The sequence below is a fragment of the Streptomyces brevispora genome, assembly GCF_007829885.1.
In the GTDB taxonomy this organism is placed as follows: Bacteria; Actinomycetota; Actinomycetes; order Streptomycetales; family Streptomycetaceae; genus Streptomyces; species Streptomyces brevispora.
In genome coordinates this window covers 4274991-4298996 of sequence record NZ_VIWW01000001.1, presented here as the reverse complement: position 1 = coordinate 4298996, position 24006 = coordinate 4274991, and the positions used below count along the sequence as shown (strand labels likewise).

The 24006-nt window shown below is 71.5% G+C and carries 23 protein-coding genes; 8 read left to right on the top strand and 15 right to left on the bottom strand.

From position 1 onward, the window contains the following. Nucleotides 1–83: 83 nt before the first annotated feature. From FHX80_RS20110 to FHX80_RS20075, 9 genes are all read right to left on the bottom strand, one after another. Nucleotides 84–1508 carry a hypothetical protein gene (locus tag FHX80_RS20110; protein ID WP_244318339.1) on the bottom strand — a complete coding sequence of 475 codons (1425 nt, stop codon included), beginning with the start codon at nt 1506–1508 and terminating at the stop codon, nt 84–86. Between the two features lie 82 nt (nt 1509–1590). Continuing rightward, the gene (locus FHX80_RS20105) at nt 1591–3573 is read right to left on the bottom strand and encodes a glycosyltransferase (protein WP_145767393.1); all 1983 of its coding nucleotides are present in this window, start codon (nt 3571–3573) and stop codon (nt 1591–1593) included. A 190-nt stretch (nt 3574–3763) separates the two neighbouring features. Beyond that, the gene (locus tag FHX80_RS20100; protein ID WP_145765466.1) at nt 3764–5356 is read right to left on the bottom strand and encodes a dipeptide ABC transporter ATP-binding protein; all 1593 of its coding nucleotides are present in this window, start codon (nt 5354–5356) and stop codon (nt 3764–3766) included. Beyond that, entirely contained in the window at nt 5353–6342 is a 990-nt protein-coding gene (locus FHX80_RS20095) for an ABC transporter permease (protein WP_145765465.1), read from the bottom strand. The genes FHX80_RS20100 and FHX80_RS20095 overlap by 4 nt, the downstream gene beginning before the upstream one ends. Further along, entirely contained in the window at nt 6339–7322 is a 984-nt protein-coding gene (locus FHX80_RS20090) for an ABC transporter permease (protein WP_145765464.1), read from the bottom strand. The genes FHX80_RS20095 and FHX80_RS20090 overlap by 4 nt, the downstream gene beginning before the upstream one ends. 2 nt (nt 7323–7324) lie before the next feature. Next, nucleotides 7325–9052, bottom strand: a complete 1728-nt coding sequence (locus tag FHX80_RS20085; protein ID WP_145765463.1) for an ABC transporter substrate-binding protein — start codon at nt 9050–9052, stop codon at nt 7325–7327. 221 nt (nt 9053–9273) lie between these two features. After that, complete coding sequence (locus tag FHX80_RS36630) at nt 9274–9369, bottom strand: Ms4533A family Cys-rich leader peptide (protein ID WP_311316959.1); 96 nt, start codon at nt 9367–9369, stop codon at nt 9274–9276. A gap of 140 nt (nt 9370–9509) precedes the next feature. Further along, complete coding sequence (locus FHX80_RS20080; RefSeq protein WP_145765462.1) at nt 9510–10883, bottom strand: DUF3152 domain-containing protein; 1374 nt, start codon at nt 10881–10883, stop codon at nt 9510–9512. Then, nucleotides 10868–11833, bottom strand: a complete 966-nt coding sequence (locus tag FHX80_RS20075) for an alpha/beta fold hydrolase (protein ID WP_145765461.1) — start codon at nt 11831–11833, stop codon at nt 10868–10870. Before FHX80_RS20075 ends, FHX80_RS20080 begins: the two co-directional genes overlap by 16 nt. Nucleotides 11834–11943: 110 nt before the next feature. Here FHX80_RS20075 and FHX80_RS20070 point away from each other — a divergent pair, with 110 nt between their 5' ends. The 4 genes from FHX80_RS20070 to FHX80_RS20055 all read left to right on the top strand — a co-directional run bounded on the left by FHX80_RS20070 (nt 11944) and on the right by FHX80_RS20055 (nt 13891). Continuing rightward, nucleotides 11944–12159, top strand: a complete 216-nt coding sequence (locus FHX80_RS20070) for a hypothetical protein (RefSeq protein WP_145765460.1) — start codon at nt 11944–11946, stop codon at nt 12157–12159. A 168-nt stretch (nt 12160–12327) separates the two neighbouring features. Then, nucleotides 12328–12969: a TetR/AcrR family transcriptional regulator gene (locus tag FHX80_RS20065; RefSeq protein ID WP_145765459.1), complete on the top strand. Its 642-nt coding sequence runs from the start codon at nt 12328–12330 to the stop codon at nt 12967–12969. A gap of 130 nt (nt 12970–13099) precedes the next feature. Further along, nucleotides 13100–13327 (top strand): DUF3107 domain-containing protein, encoded by a 228-nt coding sequence (locus tag FHX80_RS20060; RefSeq protein ID WP_208764689.1) that lies wholly within the window; start codon nt 13100–13102, stop codon nt 13325–13327. A gap of 294 nt (nt 13328–13621) precedes the next feature. Then, the gene (locus FHX80_RS20055; protein WP_145765457.1) at nt 13622–13891 is read left to right on the top strand and encodes a hypothetical protein; all 270 of its coding nucleotides are present in this window, start codon (nt 13622–13624) and stop codon (nt 13889–13891) included. 30 nt (nt 13892–13921) lie between these two features. Here FHX80_RS20055 and FHX80_RS20050 read toward each other — a convergent pair whose 3' ends face one another. Then, the gene (locus tag FHX80_RS20050) at nt 13922–14656 is read right to left on the bottom strand and encodes a ferritin-like fold-containing protein (protein ID WP_145765456.1); all 735 of its coding nucleotides are present in this window, start codon (nt 14654–14656) and stop codon (nt 13922–13924) included. A gap of 475 nt (nt 14657–15131) precedes the next feature. Here FHX80_RS20050 and FHX80_RS20045 point away from each other — a divergent pair, with 475 nt between their 5' ends. Then, complete coding sequence (locus tag FHX80_RS20045) at nt 15132–17039, top strand: DEAD/DEAH box helicase (protein WP_145765455.1); 1908 nt, start codon at nt 15132–15134, stop codon at nt 17037–17039. 162 nt (nt 17040–17201) lie between these two features. After that, nucleotides 17202–18050: an alpha/beta fold hydrolase gene (locus tag FHX80_RS20040; protein WP_145765454.1), complete on the top strand. Its 849-nt coding sequence runs from the start codon at nt 17202–17204 to the stop codon at nt 18048–18050. Nucleotides 18051–18081: 31 nt separating this feature from the next. On the opposite strand, the gene FHX80_RS20035 is transcribed toward FHX80_RS20040, so the two are convergent. Next, nucleotides 18082–18969 (bottom strand): NYN domain-containing protein, encoded by an 888-nt coding sequence (locus tag FHX80_RS20035; RefSeq protein WP_145765453.1) that lies wholly within the window; start codon nt 18967–18969, stop codon nt 18082–18084. A 222-nt stretch (nt 18970–19191) separates the two neighbouring features. On the opposite strand from FHX80_RS20035, the gene FHX80_RS34775 reads away from it, so the two are divergent. Continuing rightward, on the top strand, nt 19192–19344 hold the full coding sequence (locus FHX80_RS34775) for a hypothetical protein (protein WP_167523582.1): 153 nt from the start codon (nt 19192–19194) through the stop codon (nt 19342–19344). Nucleotides 19345–19418: 74 nt separating this feature from the next. Here FHX80_RS34775 and FHX80_RS20030 read toward each other — a convergent pair whose 3' ends face one another. The 3 genes from FHX80_RS20030 to FHX80_RS20020 form a co-directional block, all read right to left on the bottom strand. Then, nucleotides 19419–20024, bottom strand: coding sequence for a MarC family protein (locus FHX80_RS20030; protein ID WP_145765452.1), 606 nt, complete (start codon nt 20022–20024; stop codon nt 19419–19421). 178 nt (nt 20025–20202) lie between these two features. Then, on the bottom strand, nt 20203–21069 hold the full coding sequence (locus FHX80_RS20025; RefSeq protein ID WP_145765451.1) for a PHP domain-containing protein: 867 nt from the start codon (nt 21067–21069) through the stop codon (nt 20203–20205). 76 nt (nt 21070–21145) lie between these two features. Next, complete coding sequence (locus FHX80_RS20020; RefSeq protein ID WP_145765450.1) at nt 21146–21790, bottom strand: DUF6758 family protein; 645 nt, start codon at nt 21788–21790, stop codon at nt 21146–21148. A 157-nt stretch (nt 21791–21947) separates the two neighbouring features. On the opposite strand from FHX80_RS20020, the gene FHX80_RS20015 reads away from it, so the two are divergent. After that, on the top strand, nt 21948–23180 hold the full coding sequence (locus tag FHX80_RS20015) for an MFS transporter (protein WP_145765449.1): 1233 nt from the start codon (nt 21948–21950) through the stop codon (nt 23178–23180). A 130-nt stretch (nt 23181–23310) separates the two neighbouring features. On the opposite strand, the gene FHX80_RS20010 is transcribed toward FHX80_RS20015, so the two are convergent. Further along, complete coding sequence (locus tag FHX80_RS20010; RefSeq protein WP_145765448.1) at nt 23311–23895, bottom strand: suppressor of fused domain protein; 585 nt, start codon at nt 23893–23895, stop codon at nt 23311–23313. Between the last annotated feature and the right edge of the window lie 111 nt (nt 23896–24006).

Sequence of the window (24006 nt, the reverse complement as noted above, 5' to 3'; positions counted from 1 at the left end):
ATGTCCGGTTTCTCCTTGGGTCAGTTGTGTACGTGCGGGGGAAGGGACCCGCGGCGTCGGCTCCGCGGCGGCTGTGTGGTGCGTCAGGCGGCGGTGTGGGCGGATGCCCGGGAGAGGGCGACGGTGGCGGTGATCAGCAGGCCGAGCGCGGCCGTGCCGCAGGCCACGGCGGGTACGGCTCCGGTGCCCGCCGCCGCCACGAGGGCGTCGACGGGCCGGGCGACGGCGTCGAGACCGGGCAGCCGCCCGGCCAGGACCAGGGCGGGGGCGGCGGCCTCGACGGCGCAGGCGGCGGCGAGTCCGGCGGCGGCCGGTTCGGGGAAGCCGTGGACGGTGAGGAGCCGGGCCAGCAGGAGCAGCACCCCGAGGCCGACGGCCCCGACGGGGGCACCGCCGTCCCCGGTACCGAGGCCGGCCAGGTACAGCAGACCGATGAGGACGCAGAAGAAGAACGCGACGGCGCCGAACAACAAGGGGCGCACGCCTGCCGCGAACTCCTCCAGTGCGCGGCTGCCGTTGAGTTTGCGCTGTGCGTGCACGGAGAAGAGGTGCGCGCACCAGGCCGCGGGTGCGACCGCCACGGCGAGCCCGAGCAGCGGTGCCGGGGTGATCGCCCAGGGACCTTCCGGGCCGCCACTGAGGACCTGGTGGAGCAGGGCCTCGCCGTACAGGGCGTAGCCGAGCAGCCAGCAGCCGTAGAGGTTGGCGGCGCCCGCGGAGCGGCCACCGCCGGAGAGCGGACCGGTGTGCAGGGCAAGGGCGAGGCCGGTGAACGCGAGGAGTGTGCCCCCGCTGCCGATGGCGAGCCGCGCCTCACCGCCGAGCACCCCCTCGGTGAGCCGCAGCGCGACGAGGGTCGCCAGGCAGGCGGCGCCCGGCAGCAGCGCCCGGAGCGACCACGCGGCGCGCGTCCGGATGTCATGCGCCGGAGCGGAAACCGCTCCGGCGGGCTCCCCCGCGAAGCCCGGTACCCGTGCGAACAGTTCCTCGGCGAGCGAGAACACATCACGGTGCCGGTAGCGGGCGGCGGTGCGGTCGGTGACGCCGTGGGCTTCGAGCCCGGCGGCGATCTCCAGCGGATCAACGGCACGCTCGCAGAGTTCGCGGTGCCGGTGCATGAGCGACTTCACGGGGTCGGCGGGACCACGCCGCCCGGTGCTTGGTCTGCGCTGGGGGGCGGCGTGCGCGATCTCGGGTGCGCGGAGGGAGGCGTGCGCTCCGCGCTCCGGGGTGACTTTCGGTGCTGTCTCCGCGGGGGCGCTTTGCGGTGCTGTCTCCGCCGGAGTGGCTTGCGGCGCCGCCTCCGCCGGGGCGCCCTCTGCCGCTGTGGCCACCGGCCCGGACGCGGTCACGGTCACACCGTCCGCTGACGCGTCCTGCGGGCCCGACAGCCCCCATGCGGGTTCGGAGACTTCGGCAGCCGGGGATTCGGAGACCAGTGCCCGCGAGCGGGGGTCCCACTCGCGGCCGGTCATCGGTGTGCCGGACACCTCGGTCGGGCGGCCCATCGTCGTTCCTCCGTGTTCTTCACCTGCGGCGCCGGGCGGCCCGGATCGGTCGGTACGGCGGCCGGGCCCGGCCGCTTCCTGGTCACGCATCGCGGTCCCCCGCTCCGCGCGCCCCCGCGCAGATCCCGTGCCCCGCCCAACTGGGTGCGCGCTCGGCCGGTCCCGGGTCGGGGCCCTCGTCCGACTCCGGCCACAGGCCGAGTACATGGGCCTCCGGCGGGGTGGCGAAGGGGCGCGGTCCGCCGTCGGCGTTCGCCGCTGCCGTGTCCCGGCGCACCGGCGCCCGCGCGATGAGCTCCAGGTAAATGCCGCGAAACGCCGCGAGGTTCTGTTCGACCGTGAAGAGTTCGAGTGCGCGGGCGCGCGCCGCCGCTCCCAGGCGCGCACGGCGCTTCGGGTCCCGCAGCAGCGCCAGACAGGCGTCCGCGAGCGCCCGGGGATTGCGCGGCGGCACCACGAGCCCCGTACCGCCGATGACTTCGACGACGGCGCCGACGTCCGTCGAGACCGTGGCCCGGCCGCAGAACATCGCCTCGACCAGGCTGATCGGGAAGCCCTCGGCCACGCTGGAGAGCACCACGATCCCGCCGGCCGCGTACGCCTGGGCGAGGTCGGGGATCCCGGCCCCGCCGATGTCCTCGAAGGAGACCGGGTGGTCGCCGGCGGCGCGCGAGTCGGCGGAGCGCGAGTCAGCGATGTGCACGTCAGCGGCGCGCGAGTCGGCGGCACGCGCGTCAGCGATGTGCGCGTCAGCAGCATGCGCATCAACAATGTGCGCGTCGGCGGCGTGCGTGTCGGCGGCCTCGTCCGGGAACAGCTGGGCGGCGAGTGCCCGGCAGTGCGCGAGATAGGTGGCGCCCTCCGGCCCCTGGGCCGCCGCGCCGATGATCCGCAGCCGGGCGTCCGGTTCGGCCCTGCGCACCTCCGCGAAGGCGTGCAGCAGCGCGACCAGGTCCTTGGCCGGCTCGATCCGGCCGACCCACACCAGCGTGTCCGGGCCGCCGTCGCCCTCGTTCTCGCCCAGCGCCGCGAACCGGCCGGACTCCATGCCGGGGTAGACCGTGCGCACCTTGGCGGGTTCGGCACCGCAGCGCTCCTGCCAGCGGCGGGCGTGCGCATTGCCGGGGGTGATGAGCGCGGCCTGGCGGTACACCTCACCGGCGAGCCGGCCGTGGAAGTTCGCGAGCAGGGCGCGCACCGGCGCACTGACCGGGGTGCCGGCCGCCGCCAGGTAGTGCGACCGCAGCTGAACGGAGTGCTCGGTGACCAGCAGCGGCACCCCGAAGAAGCGTTTGGCCAGCAGCCCGGGCAGTGCGGCGGCGCCTCCGGAGGTGGCGTGGCAGAGGTCTACAGCACCGAGGCTCTCCTCGTCGTACCAGTCGAGGGAGAGCGGGCGGAGCACCCGGTCGAGCTCCGCGGCGAAGGCGAGGAGGTCGGGGACGGTGGCCGCCTGGACGGTGCGGCCGGTGCCGGGCGCGCCGCAGGCCGCCTCCAGGATCCGGAGCGCCGTCTCGGAGCGGAGTGCTGCGGGAAGTCCGCCGTGTTCGCAGGCAAGTTCGGCGAGACCGTAGAGGCCGCCGGTGAACCGTGCGTCCTCGAAGCCGGCCGCGGCACGTCCCCCATCTCCGTACGCACCGTGACCGGACCCGCCCGGCCAGGACACATCGGGCCCGGACTCGTCCGGCCGGGCGTCGTCCCGCTCGCCACCGGCCGCATCCGCGGCGCAGACCGCGGTCGCCAGCGCCGTGAAGTGGGTGGTGAAGCGCCGCCGTTCGCGCCGCCCGTAGGAGCGTGCGCCCCCACCGGTCAGCAGCCGCGAAAGCAGCCCTCTGGGTGCGTGCAGGCCGAGGGTGTCCTCGTCGGCGGTCCACAGCGGCGCCGTGCGCACCCGGCTCACCTGGAGCGGAAGCTGGACCCAGCCGCGCGCTTCCTGTTCGGCGGTGCGGCTGAGCGCGAAGAGATCGAACTCGTGCTGCGCGAGTCCGCGCACCAGACGGTCGCACCAGAGTCTGGACTCACCGGTCGCATACGGATAACCACCGTCGGTGAGGAGTCCGATCCGCACGAGCACACCCCCGATCTCCCTTGTGGGCGGCCACCGTTGGATCGGCGACTCGCAGCGGGACGACCGTAAGCGGATACGCCGGTGGTGCGGCGGACGGTTGTCCGTCGCACCACCGAAAGGGGTGAACCGTCGTAACTTTCCCGTCCCCGTAGCGTTCCGTCGCGCTATAGAGGAGGCCGATTACGTACGGTCAGCCTGCGACCGGCTCCGCGCGTGCTGCGCGGCGGACCGCCGCGCGTGCCGGATCGAGCGCCGGAACGGCCGCCAGGAGCTGTTTGGTGTACGGGTCACGGGGATCTCCGTACACCTGCTCCACGGTGCCCTCCTCGACGATCCGGCCGTGGCGCATGACGGCGACCCGGTCGCTGACCTGGCGTACGACGGCGAGGTCGTGCGCGATGAAGACCAGCGCGAGCCCCAGTTCCTGCTGGAGCTCGGCCAGCAGCGCGGTCACCTGGGCCTGGGTCGTCACGTCGAGAGCGGAGACCGCCTCGTCGCAGACGATCAGCCTCGGTTCGGCGGCCAGCGCCCGCGCGATCCCTACACGCTGGCGCTGTCCGCCGCTGAACTCGTGCGGATAGCGGTCGTACTGCTCCGGGTCGAGCCCGACGCGCTCCAGCAGATCCTGTACGCGCGCCCTGATGACGCCCTCGTCGCGCTGCCCGCGCGCCCGCAGTGGGTCGGCGACGGACTCGCCGACGGAGCGGCGCGGGTTGAGCGAGGAGACCGGGTCCTGGAAGACCATCTGCACCGGGTCCACCCGGCTCAGCCGGCCGGAGGTGGGCTCCAGCAGGCCGACGAGCATCCGCCCGAGGGTGGTCTTGCCGCTGCCGCTCTCCCCGACGATGCCGAGCGTCTCGCCGTGCCGAACGGTGAGGGAGACCCCGTCGACGGCGGCCAGGGCGGACTTCCCCCGGCCGAAGACCTGCCGCACTCCGTCGGCCTCGATGAGCACCTCGGCCTCATCGGGGACCACGCGTCCGGTCGTGGCGGCCGGGCCGCCCGGCTCCGCAGCGATGCGCGGCACCGCGGACATCAGCGCCTTCGTGTACGGCTCGCGCGGCGCGCCGAGGACCTGCGCCACCGGCCCCCGTTCCACCGCGAGACCGGAGCGCATGACCAGCACCTCGTCCACCGACTCCGCCGCCACGCCCACGTCGTGGGTGACCAGCAGCAGCCCCATGCCCGTCTCCCGGCGCAGATCGTGCAGCAGGTCGAGGATCTGGGCCTGGACGGTGACGTCGAGCGCGGTGGTCGGCTCGTCGGCGATCAGCAGCTGCGGCTCGCAGGCCAGTGCCATCGCGATCAGCGCCCGTTGCCGCATCCCGCCGGAGAACTCGTGCGGCCGGGACCGGGAGCGGCGTGCCGCGTCGGGAATGCCGACCCGGTCCAGCACCTCGACGGCCCTGGCCCGCGCCGCCCGCCGGGAGACTCGGTTGTGGACCCGGTGGACCTGGGCGATCTGGGCGCCGACGGCGTAGTACGGGTCCAGCGAGGACAGCGGGTCCTGGAAGACCATCGCGGCCTTCGCCCCCCGCAGTCCGCGCAGTTCGGCGTCGTCGGCCGTCTGGACGTCCACACCGGCCACCCGGACGGAGCCGCCGACCCTGGCGCCGGTGCCCCGGTGCAGTCCGAGCAGGGCGTACGCCGACGCGCTCTTGCCGGAGCCGGACTCGCCGACGATGCCGAGCGCACCGCCCGCCTCCAGCGAGAACGACAGTCCGCTCACCGCCTGTACGTCGCCGAACGAGATCGAGAGATCGGTGACCTCGACCAGACTCATGACAGCACCACCCGTCGGTCGGCCATCGCCTGCAGGATGTCCGCGACGGCATTGGCAAGGACGACGAAGAACCCGGTGACGAGCACCAGACCGACGACGACCGGGAGGTCCACGTTCCTTACGGCTGCGACGAGTTCGCGGCCGACCCCCGGAATCCCGAAGAGGGACTCGGTGAGCACGGCGCCACCGAACATCGAGCCGACGTCCAGTGCGCCGAGCGCGATCACCGGGGCGAGTGCGCCGCGCAGCGCGTGCCGTCCGACGATCACCCGCTCGCTGACCCCGTACGCCCTGAAGGTGCGGACATGGTCCTCGGCAAGCGTCTCCAGCATCGAGGCCCGGGTCATCCGGGCGTACGGGGCCGCGGAGACGAGGGCCAGGGAGATCCACGGCAGCAGCAGGTTCCAGGCCCACTGCTCCGGGTCCTCGGTGAACGGCACGTAGTCCGGGAACGGCAGGATCTGGAGCGTCGTGACGCAGATGATGATCAGCAGCAGGCCGATCACGAAGACCGGCGTGGCCATGCCGGCCAGGGTGATCCCGGTGAGGACGCGCTCGGTGGCGCGGCCGCGCCGCCACACCGAGAGCAGGCCGGTGCCGACGCCGAGCACCATCCACAGCACGAAGGCGCCGACGGCGAGCGAGACGGTGGCGGGCAGCTTGGCGACGATCAGCTGGGTGACCTGCTGGCCGCTCTGGTACGAGAGTCCCAGGCAGGGGGCCTGGCAGTGCACCACGCCGGTTCCGGTGGAGTAGTCGCGGCCGGCGACCAGGCTCTGGAGGAAGTGCGCGTACTGCACGTACACCGGGTCGCCGAGCCGCAGTTGTTCGCTGACCTGGGCGACCTGCGCGGGCGAGCAGCGCGGGCCGCAGGCGATCTGTGCGACGTTGCCCGGTGCCACGTAGAAGGCCGCGTAGACGACGACGCTGAGGGCGAGCAGGACGAAGAGCGCCCCGCCGAGTCGTCGCAGCAGGAACCACCTCATGCTCCGGCCTCCTTCTTGGCTCCGGTGCCGATCCGCAGCCGGGAGGCGGCGCGCGGGTCGAGCGCGGTGCGCACGCCCTCGCCGAGGACGGTGAGCGCCAGCACGGTGACGAAGAGCAGCAGGGCCGGGATCAGCAGATACGTGGGCGCCGCCTGGTACCAGGTGCCGGCGTCGCTGAGCATCTGCCCCCAGGACGGGGTGGGAGGCTTGATGCCGACGCCGAGGAAGGACAGAGCGGCCTCGACGACGATGTTGGCGGGGAAGAGCAGTACGGCGTACGTGATGACGGGCGCCGCCAGCGCGGGCAGCAGCTCACGCCGGGCGATCTGCCAGGAGCCCCAGCCGCTGAGCCGGGCGGCCGCGACGTGGTCGAGGGATTTCAGGGCGAGGGTCTTGGCGCGCACGATCTTCGAGATGTGGGTCCAGCCGACCAGGCCGACGAGCAGCGCGATCAGCACCGGGCGCGGGAATCCGGCCGGGACGACGGCGAGTGCGCCGAGGGCCGCCACCATGACCGGCAGAGCGACCATGACATCGGTGAGGCGGCTGAACGCCTGGTCGACGAAGCGGTTGCCGAGACCGGCGGCGAGGCCGATGACGACGCCGATGACCACCTGGAGCAGGGTCGCGCCGAGCGCGACGCCGAGCGAGACCCGGGCGCCGTACACGACGCGGGCGAACAGGTCGCGTCCGGTGAGCGGTTCGACGCCGAGCCAGTGCTCGGCGCTGATCCCGCCGAAGGAGCCGAGCGGCACCCCGCCGGTGGCGGAGTCGACGAGAGACGGGTGGTACGTGGTGGGGTCCTGGCCCTCGATGCCCGCGAGCAGCGGCGCGGCGAGCGCGGTCAGGACGAGCAGGGTGACGACGGCGGCGGCCACGAGCGCCGAGCGCCGGGTGCGCAGCCGGCGCCAGAACGGATGGGCCCCGGAGGCGGGGGCCGCGACGGCCCCCGCCTCCTTGACCAGCAGTGCTTCGGCCATGGCTACTTGACCGCGACCTGCGAGATGTCGAGCACGCCGGTCCAGTCGCTGATCACGACGTTCTTGACGGACTCGCCGTACAGGCGCTTGTAGACCGGGTGGAACAGCGGCACGGTCAGCGCCCGCTCACCGACCTTCTTGTCGAGCGCGCCCCAGCGCTTCGCGGCGGCGTTCAGGTCGGTCAGCTTGTTGATCTCGTCGATCTCCTTGTTGACCGCGGGGTCGTTCAGCCGGCCGGAGTTGAAGTTGTACCCGGCCTTGACGATCTGGCGTCCGTCGAAGATCGGGGCGAAGAACGGGCCGCCGGAGGGCCAGTCGGCGCCCCAGCCGGCGAGGAAGAAACCGGGCTCGGTCCTCACGTTGTAGACGGTGTCCGAGTACGCGTTGGACTCCAGGCCGCGGAGCTTGACGGTGATGCCGGCCTTTTTCAGCGCCTCCTGGAGGGCGGTGGCGATCTCCGGGCTGGTGGCGAAGTTCTTGTCGTTGTTGTGCGTGAGGGTGACGGTCAGGCCGTTGGGGTAGCCGGCTTCCTTCAGCAGTTCCCTGGCCTTGGCCGCGTTGCCGGACTCGCCGGCCGGGAACGCGTCGTACGGCGTGTAGCCGAAGGACTCCTGGTCCGGCAGGAAGGTGGTGGCGGGCACGGCGAGCGAGGAGCCGCCCGCGGCGTTGATGACGGAGCTGCGGTCGACGGCGAAGGAGATCGCCTGGCGCACCTTCGGGTTGTCGAACGGCTTCACCTTCGGGTTGAAGGCGATGTAGTTCGTGTAGCCGAAGTGGCCGGTTCCGACCCGGGCGGCGAGCTTCTTGTCGCCGCTGACCTTGGCGAGCTCGGCCGGGCCGAGGTTGGTGTCGGTGGTGACGGCCGCGGCGTCGGCGCCCTGCGAGGCGGACAGCCGCTGGTTGATGACGGCGGAGTCGAGCCCGGAGCGGACGTCGATCCGGTCGGGGTAGGCCTTGCGCTCCTCGTCGGTGGCGGGCGACCAGTAGGTGTTGCGCTCCAGGACGAGCCGCTCGCCGTCGCCCTCGTTCGTGACGACCTTGTACGGGCCGGAGGAGAGCGGGTGCTCCTCGTACTTCGTGCCGGTGTCCTTGGCCTTCGGCACGGGAGTGGTCTGGGTCTGGGTGGCCAGGAAGGGGAACTCGCCCTCGGGCTTGTTGAGGTGGAAGACGATCGTCTTCGCGTCGGGTGTCTCGATCGAGTCGAGGCCCTTCTTGTCCTTGTACGGGCCCTGGTAGCCGGCCCCGCCGATCAGCCAGTCGCGCAGGTAGGGCGCGCCGCCGGAGAGCTCGGCCGCGAAGGAGCGCTCGATGCCGTACTTGATGTCGGCGCTCGTGATCGCGGTGCCGTCCTCGTACTTGAGGTCGTCCTTGAGCGTGTACGTCCAGACGGTGGCGTTCTTGCTGGGTCTGCCCAGGTCGGTCGCCAGGTCGGGGACGACCTTCGAGCCGGCCGCACCGTCCTCCCGGTTGCGGGTGGTGAGCGTGCGGAAGACGAGCGAGGGGACGTTGCCGCCGCCGGAGGTGTAGAGCCGGGCGGGGTCGAAGTCCTCCTGCGGGGCGCTGTTCAGGACGGTGAGCGTGCCGCCCTTCTTGGGGGCGCCCGCCGCGCCGGAGCCGCCGTCGCCGCCCTTGCTGCCGGCCTCGGGCCCGCAGGCCGCGGCGCCGGCGACGACGACGAGTACTGCGGCCGCGGCTGCTGTGCGGCGCGATATGACAGACGGTTGACGCATCGGAAGGTGACCTCTCGGAGTACTGCCTGGATGAAGGAATCGAAAAGCGAATCCGTGCAGGCGGCGACGAGAGGGCGTGCTGACGACCGGTCGGTGGAGGGACCGGAACACTGGAACTGCCGCGCCTGCGGACGGAGTAGGCCCGGTGCGGCAGTCAGGGAGGACCCGTCCGGGCCATCAGGGCTCGAACGGGAGGGGGCCGACGCGCACTCGGGCGGGCGTCAGCAACAGTCGACGTCGGCGACGCTGTGCCCGGTCACACCGATGAGCGCCAGCTCAATGGCGGCGCGATCGAAGGTGACGAGGCTGCGTGACATGCGAGAAATATGAGTGACGGCCTTCACGATGTCAAAAAAACATGAGACGGCCATCTCACCATTCGGACGATGTGTGTCGGGAGACCGCCCTCACCGGCCCGGTCCGGACCCGCGACCGTTCGCACAGACACCCGCCGGGCTCAACCGGTCGGATACACCCAGGCGTTGGCGCGGCATTTGATGTCGTCGATATTGAGCGATTTGGTCTGCTGCTGCATCACCGGAGCGAGCGAGCCCGGCGTGCGGCAACTCACATGGTTGTGACCCAGCCGATGGCCCACTTCGTGGTTGATCAGCATCTGGCGGTAGGAGTGGAGCTTGTCCGGGCCGAAGGTGGACGACCCCTGGGCCCAGCGATAGGCATTGATCATCACGCGCTCGGTGGCGGCGGAGTCGCAGGAGACGTTGTCGACCGTCGTGTCCAGCCCCGACTTCTCGCACCAGTCGCCCGTGGTCCCGGGACTCGCCAGCGTGATCACGAAATCCGGATCGCCGGTGGAAATCCGTTCGAAGGTCATCTCGCCGTCGTGCGCCCAACTACGTTCATCATTCAGGGTTTTCTGGACCGCCTCGGCAAAGAGCGCGGAGTCGAGTCCGAGCCCCTTCTCGACATCGATCCGGTAGCGGTACTTGTGCCCCTTGCCCGGAGCCTTCGCCGCACCGGGCACGGCCTCGAATTCCCCCGAACCCTTGAGCTTCGGCGCCAGCGGATAGGCCTTGGCCATTTTCTGCTCGTACGAAAGGGGCTTGAGCGCCACCTTGGGCGCGGGCGTCTTCCGGCTGTCCGAACGGGAGGCGTCGTCGACGCCGTCCCGGTCGACGCCCGCGGGCTGCGCGGCACCGGTCCGGGCGCCGCTGTCGTGGGCGACCTGGCCCGCCACGACCACCGCGAGCACCGTGGTCACCGCGGCGGCCGCGATGCCGGTGAAGGTACGGCCCCTGCCACCCTTGGAGTCCTTGGAGTCCTTGGGCGTGCCGCCACCACCGCCCGGCGGCCGCTCGTCCGAGTCGCTGACGGAGCTGTACGGATCGGCCGGGTCGGCCGGTGCAGCCGGGTTGGTCCGTGCCGGCGCCTGGCCGCGGGGTGCGGGAGCGGCCGACGGGTTGTCGAAGGCCTCGACGAACTCCCGTCGCGGTCCCGGTATCAGCGACCGGGTGCCGGTCCCCTGCCCGTCCTGCGGCGCCTGCGGCTGCGCACCGACACGGCCGGGTCCGCCGCTCGGCCGACCCGGCCGCCCGGGCTGCCGTGCCATGGGCCCGGCGCCCCAGCCACCACCGGGTTCACGCTGTTCGGGGTGGCCACCGCGCACCTGGGGAGTGCCCTGGAACGGGGTGTGGCCATCGGCGCCCGATGACGCCTCGCCCGGCCGTCGGCGCCGGCCGCTGCCGGGTACGGGCCGGGTGCCCTCACGCCCGGCACCCGTGTCCGCCGAGGCCGAACCGGCCTCCGGCGCCTTGGGCCCAGGGCCTTTTCGACTGTGTCGTCCCACGCCCCGGATCAGCTCCCGCCGCATTCGTCGAGCAGTTCCCGGAACGCCTGGGCGACCGTCTCCGGGTACTCCATCATCGCCACGTGCCCGGCGTCGGGCAGTGTCAGCAGACGCGAATCGCGGAAGGCCGCGGACGCCCTGCGTGCCATCCGGTACGAGACGAGCCGGTCCCGTCCGCCGTACACGAGCTGGGTCGGCGCGAGCACCCGCTCGGCCTGACGCCACAGCCCGTGCTGGCCGCCCAGCGTGTACGCATCGACGATGCCACGCGCCGAGCGCGCCATGGCGTCCCAGAAGTACGGCAGCTCCAGCCGTCGCTCCATTTCGGCCACCGCCGCGCGGAAGCCCGTCTCGGAGACCCGTGCCGGATCGCCGTAACAGAGTGCCATGACTCCGCGGGTGCGTTCCTCCGCGGTCCAGTCCCGGGTCATCCGGGAGAACAGGGAGACGAGCCCCGGAACGGCGAGCAGTGCGGTCGGCGCGGCCGACCACTGCACCCGGATCTCGGGGAGCGCGGGCGAGATCAGGGTGAGCGTGCGCACCAGATCGGGGCGGACCGCCGCGACCCGGGTCGCCACCGAGCCGCCGAGGCTGTTGCCGAACAGGTGGACGGGCCCGCGCTCCTCCGCGTCCAGGAAGCGGATCACCGCTCGGGCATGACCGGTGACCGAGTAGTTGCCGTCGTCCGGCGGCGGGGAGTCCCCGAAGCCGGGCAGGTCGACCGCCTCGCCGTCCAGCACGTCCTGGAGCAGCGGCATCAGCGCCGACCAGTTCTGCGAGGAGCCGCCGAGCCCGTGCACATAGAGGGCGGGCGCCAGACCCGTCCGCTCCGGGGGTCGCGAACGGACGGTCAGCGTGAGTCCGGGCAGCGTGACGGAACGAAGCCTCTCGCCCTGCGCGGCCCTGACGGCGCTCACCGTGGGGGCCACCGCTGCGGCGGCGGCACGGACTCCCGGCAGCTCGGTCGAAGACATACGGCAATGTTACGAGATGATCACACTGCGATTCGTGTGTTCGCCGTCACACATCGCGTCGCGGCTTCGGGGTGTTGCTCCTAGGCTCGAAGCAAAGGAAGGGAGTCACCATGACGGTCGACCCCAGTGACCCGGAGACCTTCGAGGGCGTCCAGCCGGACGATCCCGGCCAGGAAACACCCGAGGCGGACGCCGCCGAGCAGCAGACAGAACTGCGCCCCGAGGGCGACGCACCGCTGACGGAGCTCGACCGGAACCACGCGAACGAGGCGGACGCGGCGGAACAGGCCCGCATTGTCGCCGACGACGAGGACGATTACCGGTGATACGTCCCGCTATAGGGCACAGGCCGAACAACCTGTGGCTACCGCAGTCGTCCGGTCCGTGAAATTCTGCGTCCGCGCCGCGCATACCCCGGTTACCCGAAAGTACGATGGCGGTATGGCGCAGCGTGTACGGAACGGTGTGTCGGATTCACGATTTTGGGAGGCGGCGTGACAGCCATCGAGCAGACCGAGGCGGCGCGTCCACGGGGCACTCGCCTGCCGCGTCGCGCCCGACGCAATCAGCTCCTGGGCGCCGCCCAGGAAGTCTTCGTCGCGCAGGGGTACCACTCCGCCGCGATGGACGACATCGCGGAACGGGCCGGGGTCAGCAAGCCGGTCCTCTACCAGCACTTCCCGGGCAAGCTGGAGCTCTACCTGGCCCTGCTGGACCAGCACTGCGAGTCGCTGCTCCAGTCGGTGCGGACGGCACTCGCGTCGACGACCGACAACAAGCTGCGCGTGGCCGCGACGATGGACGCCTACTTCGCGTACGTCGAGGACGAGGGCGGCGCCTTCCGGCTGGTCTTCGAGTCGGACCTGACCAACGAGCCCGCCGTGCGCGAGCGGGTCGACCGGGTCTCGCTCCAGTGCGCCGAGGCGATCTCCGACGTGATCGCCGGTGACACGGGCCTGTCCAAGGACGAGTCCATGCTGCTCGCCGTCGGCCTGGGCGGGGTGTCCCAGGTGGTCGCCCGCTACTGGCTCTCCAGCGGGTCCACCATTCCGCGCGACACCGCGGTGCAACTGCTCACCTCGCTGGCCTGGCGGGGCATCGCGGGCTTCCCGCTGCACGGCATCGACCAGCACTGAGCGGTACGGCCGCGTCCGTGTTCGCTGCGGGCGTTGCCGCGGAGCCCTGGCCGGTCCCCTCAGCGGGCTAATGTGTCCTGCGTACGGCGCGGTTCAACGCGCAGGGACTGACCGTCGGAGGGACATAGCCGTGGAGGTCAAGATCGGGGTGCAGCACGCGCCCCGGGAGATCGTTCTGGAGAGCGGGCTTTCCGCCGAAGAGGTCGAGAGCGCGGTTTCCGAGGCTCTCGCCGGCAAGGCGCAGCTGCTCAGCCTCACGGACGAGAAGGGCCGCAAGGTCCTGGTGCCGGCCGACCGGATCGCCTACGTGGAGATCGGCGAGCCCAGCACGCGACGGGTGGGGTTCGGCGCGCTGTAAGGCACGCACGGACACAGTGACCGTGGAAGCGGCCCGACGGGGATTCCCCGCCGGGCCGCTTTCCGTTGGGCCTCACGCGTTCGTGCCGTGCACCCGGGCGTTCGTGCCGTGAACCCGTCCGTTCGGGCCGTGAAGCCGCGCGTTCGGTCCCGTGCGTCTCACGCGCGAGGCGCTGGGGCCATTCCTGTGCGTCGGCTGAGCGAAGCCTGTCCGCGAGAGGATTGCCTTCCGCGGCCCGGGGGTAGTACCGCCTACGACCGAATTGCCCGCCCCCTACCTGCGAGGTGATCGTCTGTGATCTTGGAAACCCTGGGCTCCGTCGTACTCGGACTCGCCCTCTCCTGGGCGGCCCTGCGCTCCCTGTCGGGTCGTCTCCCGTCCCGTCGGGCCGTCTTCGGCACCGGTGCGCTGGGAGCCCTGTTCGGCCTGTATCTGATGCACTCGGTGCTGGGTCCCGGCCACGCGGCGGCGACGCTGATCGGCGCGGTGCTCATCTCCGCGGTGACGGTGTCCCTGCTGCTCCGGCCGCGCAGCCGCCGTCTGGGCCGGTCGGCGGCGGCCTGACGCCGCCACCCCGGCCCCTCGGGGACGGTCCTACGCCGCCAGCCCCAGGGTGGCCATCCGCTTGGTGTGCGCCTCGGTGATCCGCGAGAACATCCGGCCGACCTCGGCCAGGTCGAACCCGTCGGCCACCCCGCCCACCAGCATGGTGGACAGCGCGTCGCGTTCGGCCACCACCCGCTGCGCCTGCGAGAGCGCCTCGCCCATCAGCCGGCGCGCCCACAGCGCGAGCCGGCCGCCGAGCCTCGGGTCCGCCTCGATCGCCGCACGCACCTTCTCGACGGCGAAGTTGCCGTGGCCCGTGTCGTCGAGCACGGCGAGGACGAGGGAGCGGGTGTCCGAGTCGAGCCGGGCCGCGACCTCACGGTAGAAGTCACTGGCGATCGAGTCACCGACATAGGCCTTGACCAGGCCTTCCAGCCAGTCCGACGGCGCGGTCTGGCGGTGGAAGTCGTCGAGCGCCTTGGCGAACGGCTCCATCGCGCCGGTCGGATCCACCTCGATCGCCGTCAGCCGGTCGGTCAGCCGCTCGAAATGATGGAATTCCGCGGACGCCATCTTCGCCAGCGCCGCCTTGTCACCCAGCGTCGGCGCGAGTTTCGCGTCCTCGGCGAGCCTCTCGAAGGCCGCCAGCTCCCCGTAGGCAAGTGCTCCCAGCAGGTCTACGACGGCGGCCCGGTACTGCGGCTCCGTGGACGCGGTGGCCCAGTCCTGGTCGGCGATTTTGGTGGATGCGGGGGTTTCCGTGGCGTTGTCAGGCGTCTCCATGGAGCGCAGAATAGCCCGCCCGACGAGCGGTGGAAGGGTCCGGCCGCCGACTGACGTCACACCGTTCCGATGAATTCGCCCAACACAGATGCGCGAATCCGGGGTACAGTGGTATTGCGCTTACTGAGCATTTTGCAACTGCTCGTGGCGCGAAATTGAATGAGGATGCCCGGTCGGTGGCCCGATCGGCTCCGACCCGACAGCCCTCCACGCGATGCGTACGACACGTGCGACCGCAGATGAGGGGCCCCCTCAGCGGCACGAGCGCTCGAGCGACGGCAGTGGTCCCGCGCCACCCGGCCCATCCTGGGCCGGATGACCAACCCCGGCACGGTACGACCCCCTTCGTTCGCCTCGGACCGCGTTTCACAGAAGAGGCAATACCCTGACTACGTTCCGAGACCTCGGGATTCTTTCCGAGACGGCCGAGGCGCTTGAAGCCGTCGGCATCGTGTCCCCCTTCCCCATCCAGGAGATGACGCTCCCCGTAGCGCTCTCCGGCTCCGATGTCATCGGGCAGGCCAAGACCGGCACCGGCAAGACGCTCGGTTTCGGGCTGCCCCTGCTGGAGCGCGTCACCGTCCTCGCCGACGTCGAGGCGGGCCGGGCGGCGCCCGAGAAGCTGACCGACGCACCGCAGGCACTGATCGTCGTCCCCACCCGCGAGCTGTGTCAGCAGGTCACCAACGACCTGCTGACCGCCGGCAAGGTCCGTAACGTCCGCGTTCTCGCGATCTACGGCGGCCGGGCGTACGAGCCCCAGGTGGAGGCCCTCAAGAAGGGCGTCGACGTGATCGTCGGCACCCCGGGCCGGCTGCTCGACCTGGCGGGCCAGCGCAAGCTCGACCTCTCGCACATCCGCGTCCTCGTCCTCGACGAGGCCGACGAGATGCTGGACCTGGGCTTCCTGCCCGACGTCGAGCGCATCATCACGATGCTGCCGGCGAAGCGGCAGACCATGCTGTTCTCGGCGACCATGCCGGGTGCCGTCATCAGCCTGGCGCGTCGCTACATGTCGCAGCCGACGCACATCAACGCCACCTCGCCCGACGACGAGGGCACGACCGTCAAGAACACGGCGCAGTTCGTCTACCGCGCCCACTCGATGGACAAGCCGGAGATGGTCTCGCGCATCCTGCAGGCCAACGGCCGCGGACTCGCGATGATCTTCTGCCGCACCAAGCGCACCGCGGCCGACATCGCCGAGCAGCTGGAGAAGCGTGGTTTCGCCTCCGGCGCGGTCCACGGCGACCTCGGCCAGGGCGCCCGCGAGCAGGCGCTGCGCGCCTTCCGCAACGGCAAGGTGGACGTCCTCGTCTGCACCGACGTCGCGGCCCGCGGTATCGATGTCGAGGGTGTCACCCACGTCATCAACTACCAGTCGCCCGAGGACGAGAAGACCTATCTGCACCGGATCGGCCGGACCGGCCGCGCGGGTGCCAAGGGCATCGCGATCACGCTCGTCGACTGGGACGACATCCCGCGCTGGCAGCTGATCAACAAGGCCCTGGACCTGAAGTTCCCGGACCCGCCGGAGACGTACTCCACCTCCCCGCACCTTTATGAGGAGCTGGACATCCCGGCCGGCACCAAGGGTGTCCTGCCGCGCACCGAGCGGACCCGTGCGGGTCTGCGCGCCGAGGAGATCGAGGACCTCGGCGAGACGGGCGGCCGCGGCCGCAAGTCCGCCCCCGCCTCGGCCCCCGCGGTCCGCGAGGAGCGTGCCCCGCGCACGCCGCGTCAGCGTCGTCGCACCCGGGGCGGTTCCGCTGCCGAGGAGGGCGTCGCCACGGTGCCCGCACCGGCCGCGGAAGCCGTCCATGCCCCCGAGGCCGCCGAGGCCGCCGAAGGCCCCTCGGAGCCGCGTACGCCTCGCCGTCGTCGGCGCGGCCGGGTGGGTGTCCCGGACATCGCGGCCGAGGCCGCGGTCGACGTGGCGCAGGCCCCGGTCGTCGTCATCGACACCGAGCCCGTGGTGAAGACCAGGACCAGGGCGGTCAAGGCCAAGGCCGATGTCACCGTCGAGGTGGCGGCCGAGGCCGTGACCGCGGCGAAGCCGCGTCGCAGTCGCGCCCGGGTCGTGAAGCCGGTGACGGAGGAGGTCGACTTCCAGACCGCCCCCGTGGCCGAGCCCGTCGCCGAGGCGAAGACGGTGACGAAGCCGCGCCGCCGCGCCCGGGTGATCAAGCCGGCCGAGGACGAGGTCGACTTCCAGATCGCGCCGATCGCCGAGCCCGAGACGGACACCAGGCCGCGTCGTCGCACCCGTGCGGCCGCGAAGCCGAAGACCGAGGCCGTGGCGGAAACCGCGGGCGCCGAGGGCGAGGCCAAGCCGCGCAGGCGGCGGGCGCCGCGAGCGGCTGCCGCGAAGACCGAGAGCTGAGCCCGGCGCCGGATGCCCGGGGCCACGCCCCGGCCGACCGGCGTCGAGTGTGCCCGACGGGCCCGAGGGATTCCCTCGGGCCCGTCGGGCGTTCCACGGCTCGGGGCGGCGCCCTGCCCGTCCCTGGGCCCGCCGGACACGCTCTGGTCGTAACCTCGTCCCATGAGCCGGCCACCCACCTTCGCCCCGCCCCCCTGCACCCGTGCCCGTGTGCTGCACACCTCGCGCGGGGACTTCGCCGTGCTGGACGCCTCCCCGTCCACCGCACCACGCGGCACCGCTCTCCTGCTGCCCGGCTTCGGCGGCAGCAAGGAGGACTTCATCGCGATGCTGGAACCGCTCGCCGCCGCCGGCTACCGTGCCGTCGCGGTCGACGGGCGCGGGCAGTACGAGACCGACGGAACGGACCGCCAGGAGACCTACGCACAGGGCGAGTTGGCCCGCGACGTGCTCGCACAGACGGCCGCACTGGAGCTCGGTGACGGCGCGGTCCAGCTGCTCGGGCACTCGCTCGGCGGGCTGATCGCCCGCGCCGCGGCCATCCTCGACCCCGCGCCGTTCCGGTCGCTGACCCTGATGTCATCCGGGCCCGCAGAGGTCGTCGAGGGCCAGCAGATCAGGCTGAAGATCCTCTGCGACGCGCTCGCGACCATGAGCATGGACCGGGTCTGGAAGGCCATGCGCGCCTTCGACCCGCCCGTCGAGGCCGAGACGGACGGAGGCGAGGACCTGCGGCGGCGCTGGATGCGCCACCGGCCCGCCCAGCTGATCGCCACCGGCCGCCAACTGGCCACCGAGCCCGACCGGGTCGCCGAGGTCGCCGCCACCGGGCTGCCGGTCCATGTGATCTCCGGCGAGCGCGACGACGCCTGGCCGGTGCCTCGACTCGACGGGATGGCAGACCGGCTGGGCGCCCGCCGGACCCGGATCGGGGGCGCCGAGCACTCCCCCAACACGGACCGGCCGGAGCCGACAGCGGCCGCGCTCGTCTCCTTCTGGGACAGCCTGTAGGCGGAGCCTGCCACCCGCACCGGCCGCCGGATCAGTACTGCGACTGAAGGTGCTGCCAGAAGCCGTCGCGCAGCGCCCGCCGCAGATGGGCGTGGCCGCGCAACGAGTGCTGGAGCAGGCGTTCGGCCTCGACCAGCAGGTCCTGGTCGACGGAGCCGGGCAGATACGGGTGCCCGGGGAGCAGGTCGGCAAGGGATTCGCGGCCGCGGGCGGAGAGCCAGGCCGCGGCGATCTGCGCACCGACGAAGCGGACGTCGTCGCGCGAGGGCGCCGGGGAGTCGTCCTCGTAGGTGGTGACGGGGCGCCTGGTCACGTACGGGCGGCAGAAGTCGAGGTCGAAGGTGCGCTGGCTGTCGACCTCCCAGAGCAGCGGTTCGGCCTGGTTGCGGCCTTCTCCGGCCTCGATGCCCCACAGGTGGACGCGGGCCCCGTACCCCTGTGCGGCCTCGACGGCCGACACCAGGTCCTCGTCGCCGCCGACGAGCGCGGCGTCGCTGATCGCGCGGTGGCGGGCGAGGGATTCGAGGTCGGTGCGGATGAGTGAATCGACGCCCTTCTGCTGGTTGTTGGCGTTGAGGTTGCCCAGTCTGACCTTGACGTCGGGGAGTTCCGCGATGGACTGCTGCTCGACGGTGTGGATCCGGCGCCTGGCTCCGTCGTACCAGTACACGCGCAGCAGTCTGCTGTCCGCGAAGATCGTGCGGGCCTTGTCGATGAAGGCCTCGATCAGTCCTTCCGAGTCGAGGTCGAAGGAGCGCCGGTCCTCGGTGCCGGTGACGAGCAGCCCGGCCGCGGCGTACACATAGCCCGCGTCCACGAAGATCGCGTGGGTGGAGGGGGTCTTCGACACCTCGGCGAGCATGCGCTGGAGCAGCTCGTTGGCGCGGTCCAGGCGTTCGCCGATCTCTGCCTCGTTCATTCGGGCCTCGCCGCGGCTGTCGTCGTCCGCGCCCGCTCGGTTACCTGCTGGTGCTTAGACATCCAAAAAATTTCCTTAGCGTAGGGAATGATTGCAGAGGGCAAGTCGTTGTACACCCTGTGGGGCGCGAGACGGACCAGTCCGGCGCTCCACATCCTTGCGGACGGGTCACCCGTCCTCCCAGTAGTTCTCCAGCAGGAGGATCGGACGAAGGGAAGCCATATGCGCTTCGAGATCATGCGTCTCGACGATGTCGACGGTACCGCCGTGGACAGCACCGTCGTGGACGCCGCCTCCGTCAACCGGATCGTGCAGCAGGCAGCCTCAGTGGGCCAGCGCATCTATATCCGCCCGGCCGACACCGCGGCCTCGTAACACATTGCAGGCATAAAGAAGAAGCGCCCTCGCACGGATCGACCGTGCGGGGGCGCTGTGGTGTCCGGTCCGGGTCAGGCGCCCTGGATGACCTGGGTGACACCGTTGATGATCTGCTGCACGGCGATGGCCGACAGCATCATTCCGGCCAGCCTGGTGACCAGCACGACGCCGCCGTCCTTGATGACCCGGATGATCAGCAGCGAGTAGCGCATGGTCAGCCAGAGCACGATGTGCATGGCCACGATCGCCGTCCAGACCGAGATCTGGCTCCCCACGCTGTCGGCGTGCTGCACGGCGAGGATCACCGAGACGATCGCGCCGGGACCGGCGAGCAGCGGCATGCCCAGGGGCACGAGCGCCACGTTGACGTCCTTGGTCTGCGTCGGCTCGTCGGTCTTGCCGGTCAGCAGATCCAGCGCGATCAGCAGCAGGAGCAGTCCGCCCGCGATCATCAGCGCGGGTACGGAGACATGCAGGTAGTCCAGGATCTGCTGGCCGAGCACGCCGAAGACGGCGATCACGCCGAAGGCGACGGAGACCGCCTGCAGTGCCATCTTGCGCTGCATCTTGGCGGGTCGGCCGGCGGTGAGGGCCAGGAAGATCGGGGTGATTCCGGGCGGATCCATAATCACAAAAAGCGTGAGAAAAAGGGATCCGAAGACAGCGACGTCGAACACAGTGAGCCTTGCGGGGAGAGAGAGCGGGAATCTGGCCGGGAGCGGCGCACCGGACGAATGCCGGACCGGCGTCCGTCAGAAGGTGCTGACGGCAGCCGCGGCGGGCCGGTGCGCGGGGGTGGAACGGGCGGCGTCGCGCTGTGGGCGGGCCGGGTGAAGGGTGTTGCGGCGTGGGCCGTTACGGGGCGAGCGGTCCGCCGGCTCCCGGCACCGGGAAGGCCCCCGTGGCGCGCCGGGTGATCTCGCCGTAGATCTCGGGGTCGGTGGCGTTCTCGCCGAGCCGTACGGTCTTGCGGCTGCCGTGGTAGTCGCTCGACCCGGTGGTCAGCAGCCCCAGCTCGCGGGCGAGCCCGCGCAGCCGGGCCCTGGTCGGTTCGTCGTGGTCCATGTGGTCGACCTCGATGCCGTCGAGCCCGGCGGCGGCCAGCTCCGCGATCGAGGACTCGGAGACCACCCTGCCGCGTTTGACGGCGGCGGGGTGGGCGAGGACGGTGACGCCGCCGGCGGCCTTGACCAGCCGGATCGCGTCGAAGGGGTCGAGCTCGTGCTTCTGCGCGTGCGCGCGTCCGCCGTCGGCGAGCCACTGCGGCGTGAAGGCGTCGGAGACGGTCGGGACGACGCCGAGTTCGACCAGTGCGGTGGCGATGTGCGGCCGCCCGACCGATCCGTCCCCGGCGATCCGCGCGACGTGCTCCCACTCGACCGGCACGCCCAGCTCCTGGAGCGTGCGCACCATGGTCCGGGCGCGCGGCACCCGGTCGTCGCGCACCAGCTCGCGCTCGCGCGCGAACTCGGGCTCGTCGGGGTCGAAGAGGTACGCCAGCATGTGCAGGCCCACACCGTCGAGCCGGCACGACAGCTCCGTGCCGGTGACCAGGGTGAGCCCCTCGGGCAGGGCCGCGACCGCCTCGGCGTGCCCGCGGACCGTGTCGTGGTCGGTGAGGGCGACGACGCCCAGGCCCGCGGCGGCGGCGTTCAGCACCAGCTCGGCGGGGGTGTCCGTACCGTCCGACGCGGTGGAGTGGGTGTGCAGGTCTATGCGCACGACACGTACTCCAGAGCTCGCGGCCGGACGGGGGGACACCCAAGGATAACCGGCGGGCGCGCGGGCCCCGGACCGCTCAGGGCCCGCTCAGCAGCCGGGGCGTGAGCGCGCCGCAGGGCACCAGGTCGGCCTCTCCCCCGGCGTCGCGCAGATCGGTCAGCACCAGTTCGTCGTACATCAGGAGTCCGGACTGCTCGGGCCAGACGACCGCCCAGAGCCACAGGCCGCACGCCTCGCCCGCGAAGACCGCCCGGTCGGCGGGGGTGCCCTTCACCCGCCAGAGCGGGGTCGGCCGTCCGGCGGCGAGCACCTTGACGTCCGGCGCCCCGTCCACCCGCAGATACGGGCCCGGGTCGGGGCCGTCGATTCCGGCGTACCGCGCACCGAGTCCGACGCCGAGCTCCTCGGCCACGAGCAGCAGCTCACCGACACCGCCGAACGGCCCCGGTCCGGAGCAGGCGACGGCGGTGGCCCGGCCGCCACTGCGGTCGTCGCCCGCGCACGCCACACCGGTGAAGAGCCAGCCCACCGGCACCGGCCAGGGCATCCACACCGGCACCCGGGCACGCTGCACCACGACTTCGAGCGCCTCGACGCCGGGCGGGACCACCGGCTGCATCGGGTGCACACTGCCGTGCACATCGCACTGCCAGGTGTCGTCGAAGAAACCGGGCGCCTTCACCCGGCCTCCGCACTTCGGGCAACTTGGTTCGCCCCTCATAGTCACCAACCGTCCTCCCCGGCCGCCGCCGCGTCAAGGACGATCACCCTTCCGCAGCGTGGCTCCCATCAGGGGATTTAGATGTAGTTTGCATTTATTAGTCCCCCTAACTTATTCTGTGCATCGCCCAATGACCTAGTGGAGAGCGAGAAGACCCATGCAGGGAGAGGACCCGTTCGACTCAGGATCGGTCAGCATCCTGCGCCAGCCGAAGGCCGTCTGGGCCACAGCGGGCGCCTCGGTTGTCGCGTTCATGGGAATCGGCCTGGTGGACCCGATTCTGCCGTCCATCGCCAAGGGCCTGGAGGCGACGCCGAGCCAGGTGTCCCTGCTCTTCACCTCGTACTTCCTGATCACCGCATTCGCGATGCTGGTCACCGGTTTCGTCTCCAGCCGCATCGGCGGGCGCAAGACGCTGCTGGCCGGCCTGGCGCTCGTCGTGGTCTTCGCCGCGCTCTCCGGCACCTCGTCCTCCGTCGCGGAACTCGTCGGCTTCCGGGCGGGCTGGGGTCTGGGCAACGCCCTCTTCGTATCGACCGCGCTCGCCGTGATCGTCGGCGCGGCGGCGGGCGGCAGCTCGGCGGCGATCCTGCTGTACGAGTCGGCGCTCGGCCTCGGCATGGCCTGCGGGCCGCTGCTCGGCGCCCTGCTCGGTGACGCCAGTTGGCGGTACCCGTTCTTCGGCACGGCCGCGCTGATGGCGATCGGCTTCGTCTGCATCACGGCGTTCCTCAAGGAACAGCCCAGGCCGGCCGAGAAGACCTCACTGCTCGACCCGGTCAAGGCGCTCGGCCACCGCGGGCTCGCCTCCGTCGCCACCTCGGCGTTCTTCTACAACTACGCGTTCTTCACGATCCTGGCGTTCACGCCGTTCGTGCTGAACATGTCGCCGTACAAGTCCGGCGCCGTCTTCTTCGCCTGGGGCCTGCTGCTCGCGGTCTTCTCGGTGGTCGTCGCACCGAGGCTGCAGAAGCGCTTCGGCTCGGTCAACGTGGTCGGTGCCTCGCTGGTGCTGCTCGCCGCCGACCTGGTGATCCTCGGCTACGGCAGCCACACCACGGCCATCGTCTGCACGATCGCCTCCGGCGCCTTCATCGGCATGAACAACACCGTCTACACGGAGCTGGCGCTCGGGGTGTCCGACGCACCTCGCCCGGTGGCCAGCGCCGGCTACAACTTCGTCCGCTGGTTCGCCGCGGCCGCGGCGCCCTACCTGGCGCCGAAGATCGAGGAGTGGAGCAACATCCACACCCCGTTCGTGGTCGCCGCCGCCTCCGCGCTCGTCGGCGCGGTCGTCATCTCGGTCCGGCGCTCCGCTCTGATCCACGAGGCGGCGGAGCTGGAACCGAAGCACGCCACCGAGGACGGCGTCACGGCCTTCGCCGACTGAGGCGACCGCGCCGGTCTCCCCCGTACAGCCCCGCCCGCGGCTTCCTCCTCGCCGCGCGGCGGGGCTTCGCGTTCCGTACGTCGCGGCGGCGCCGGTCCAGGGCCACCGCAGCGCGCCCGGCCCGGCGGTGTCAGTCCAGGGCCACCGCGGCGCGCAGCGGATCGCGCAGGTCCGTCCCCCGTGCCAGCCACCGCTCCTGGAGCTCCTGCGCGCCCCGGACCCGCTTCCAGGCCGCCTCGTTGTGCGTCATCGGCAGCAGCGGCAGGAACCGCACCGGCTCCATGGGCGCGTCCAGCTCCAGATCCTCGACCAGCCCTCCGGACTCGGCGACGAGCACCGAGCTGAACGGTGCTTCCGGCCACAGCGGTTCACCGAGGTCCAGCGAGGCGCCTGGGGCCACGATCAACCCCTCCACCTGCGGCGAGGCCGCCAGCACGGCGAGCTTGCGCAGCACCTGGTCGGTGTCGGCGAGGCCGGCCCGCACCGAGAGGACCAGCTCGGCCCGCGGCCCCTTCACGGGGTCGGCGAGGGCCTCGGTCGGGTCGGCCATCGGCTGCGCGGACATGCCGAGCGTGGCGTACCTCACCACGTCGCCGTCGATGAACCGGAGCACCTCGATCCGGTCCGTACCGAGAAACGTCACTGCCGCGCGTGCGTCCGGTTCACCCAGGGCTGTCCGCAGACGTGCCTCGACCAGAGCAAGAATTTCTGCCATGTGGCGAGCATAGGACGCGTATGGAACGGGCAAAGTAAGAGATTGGCCCGGTGCCTGCTGATAGCCTGGGCCCGCCGGTCGGGACAGCACGCAGAAGCGTTGCTCTCAAGT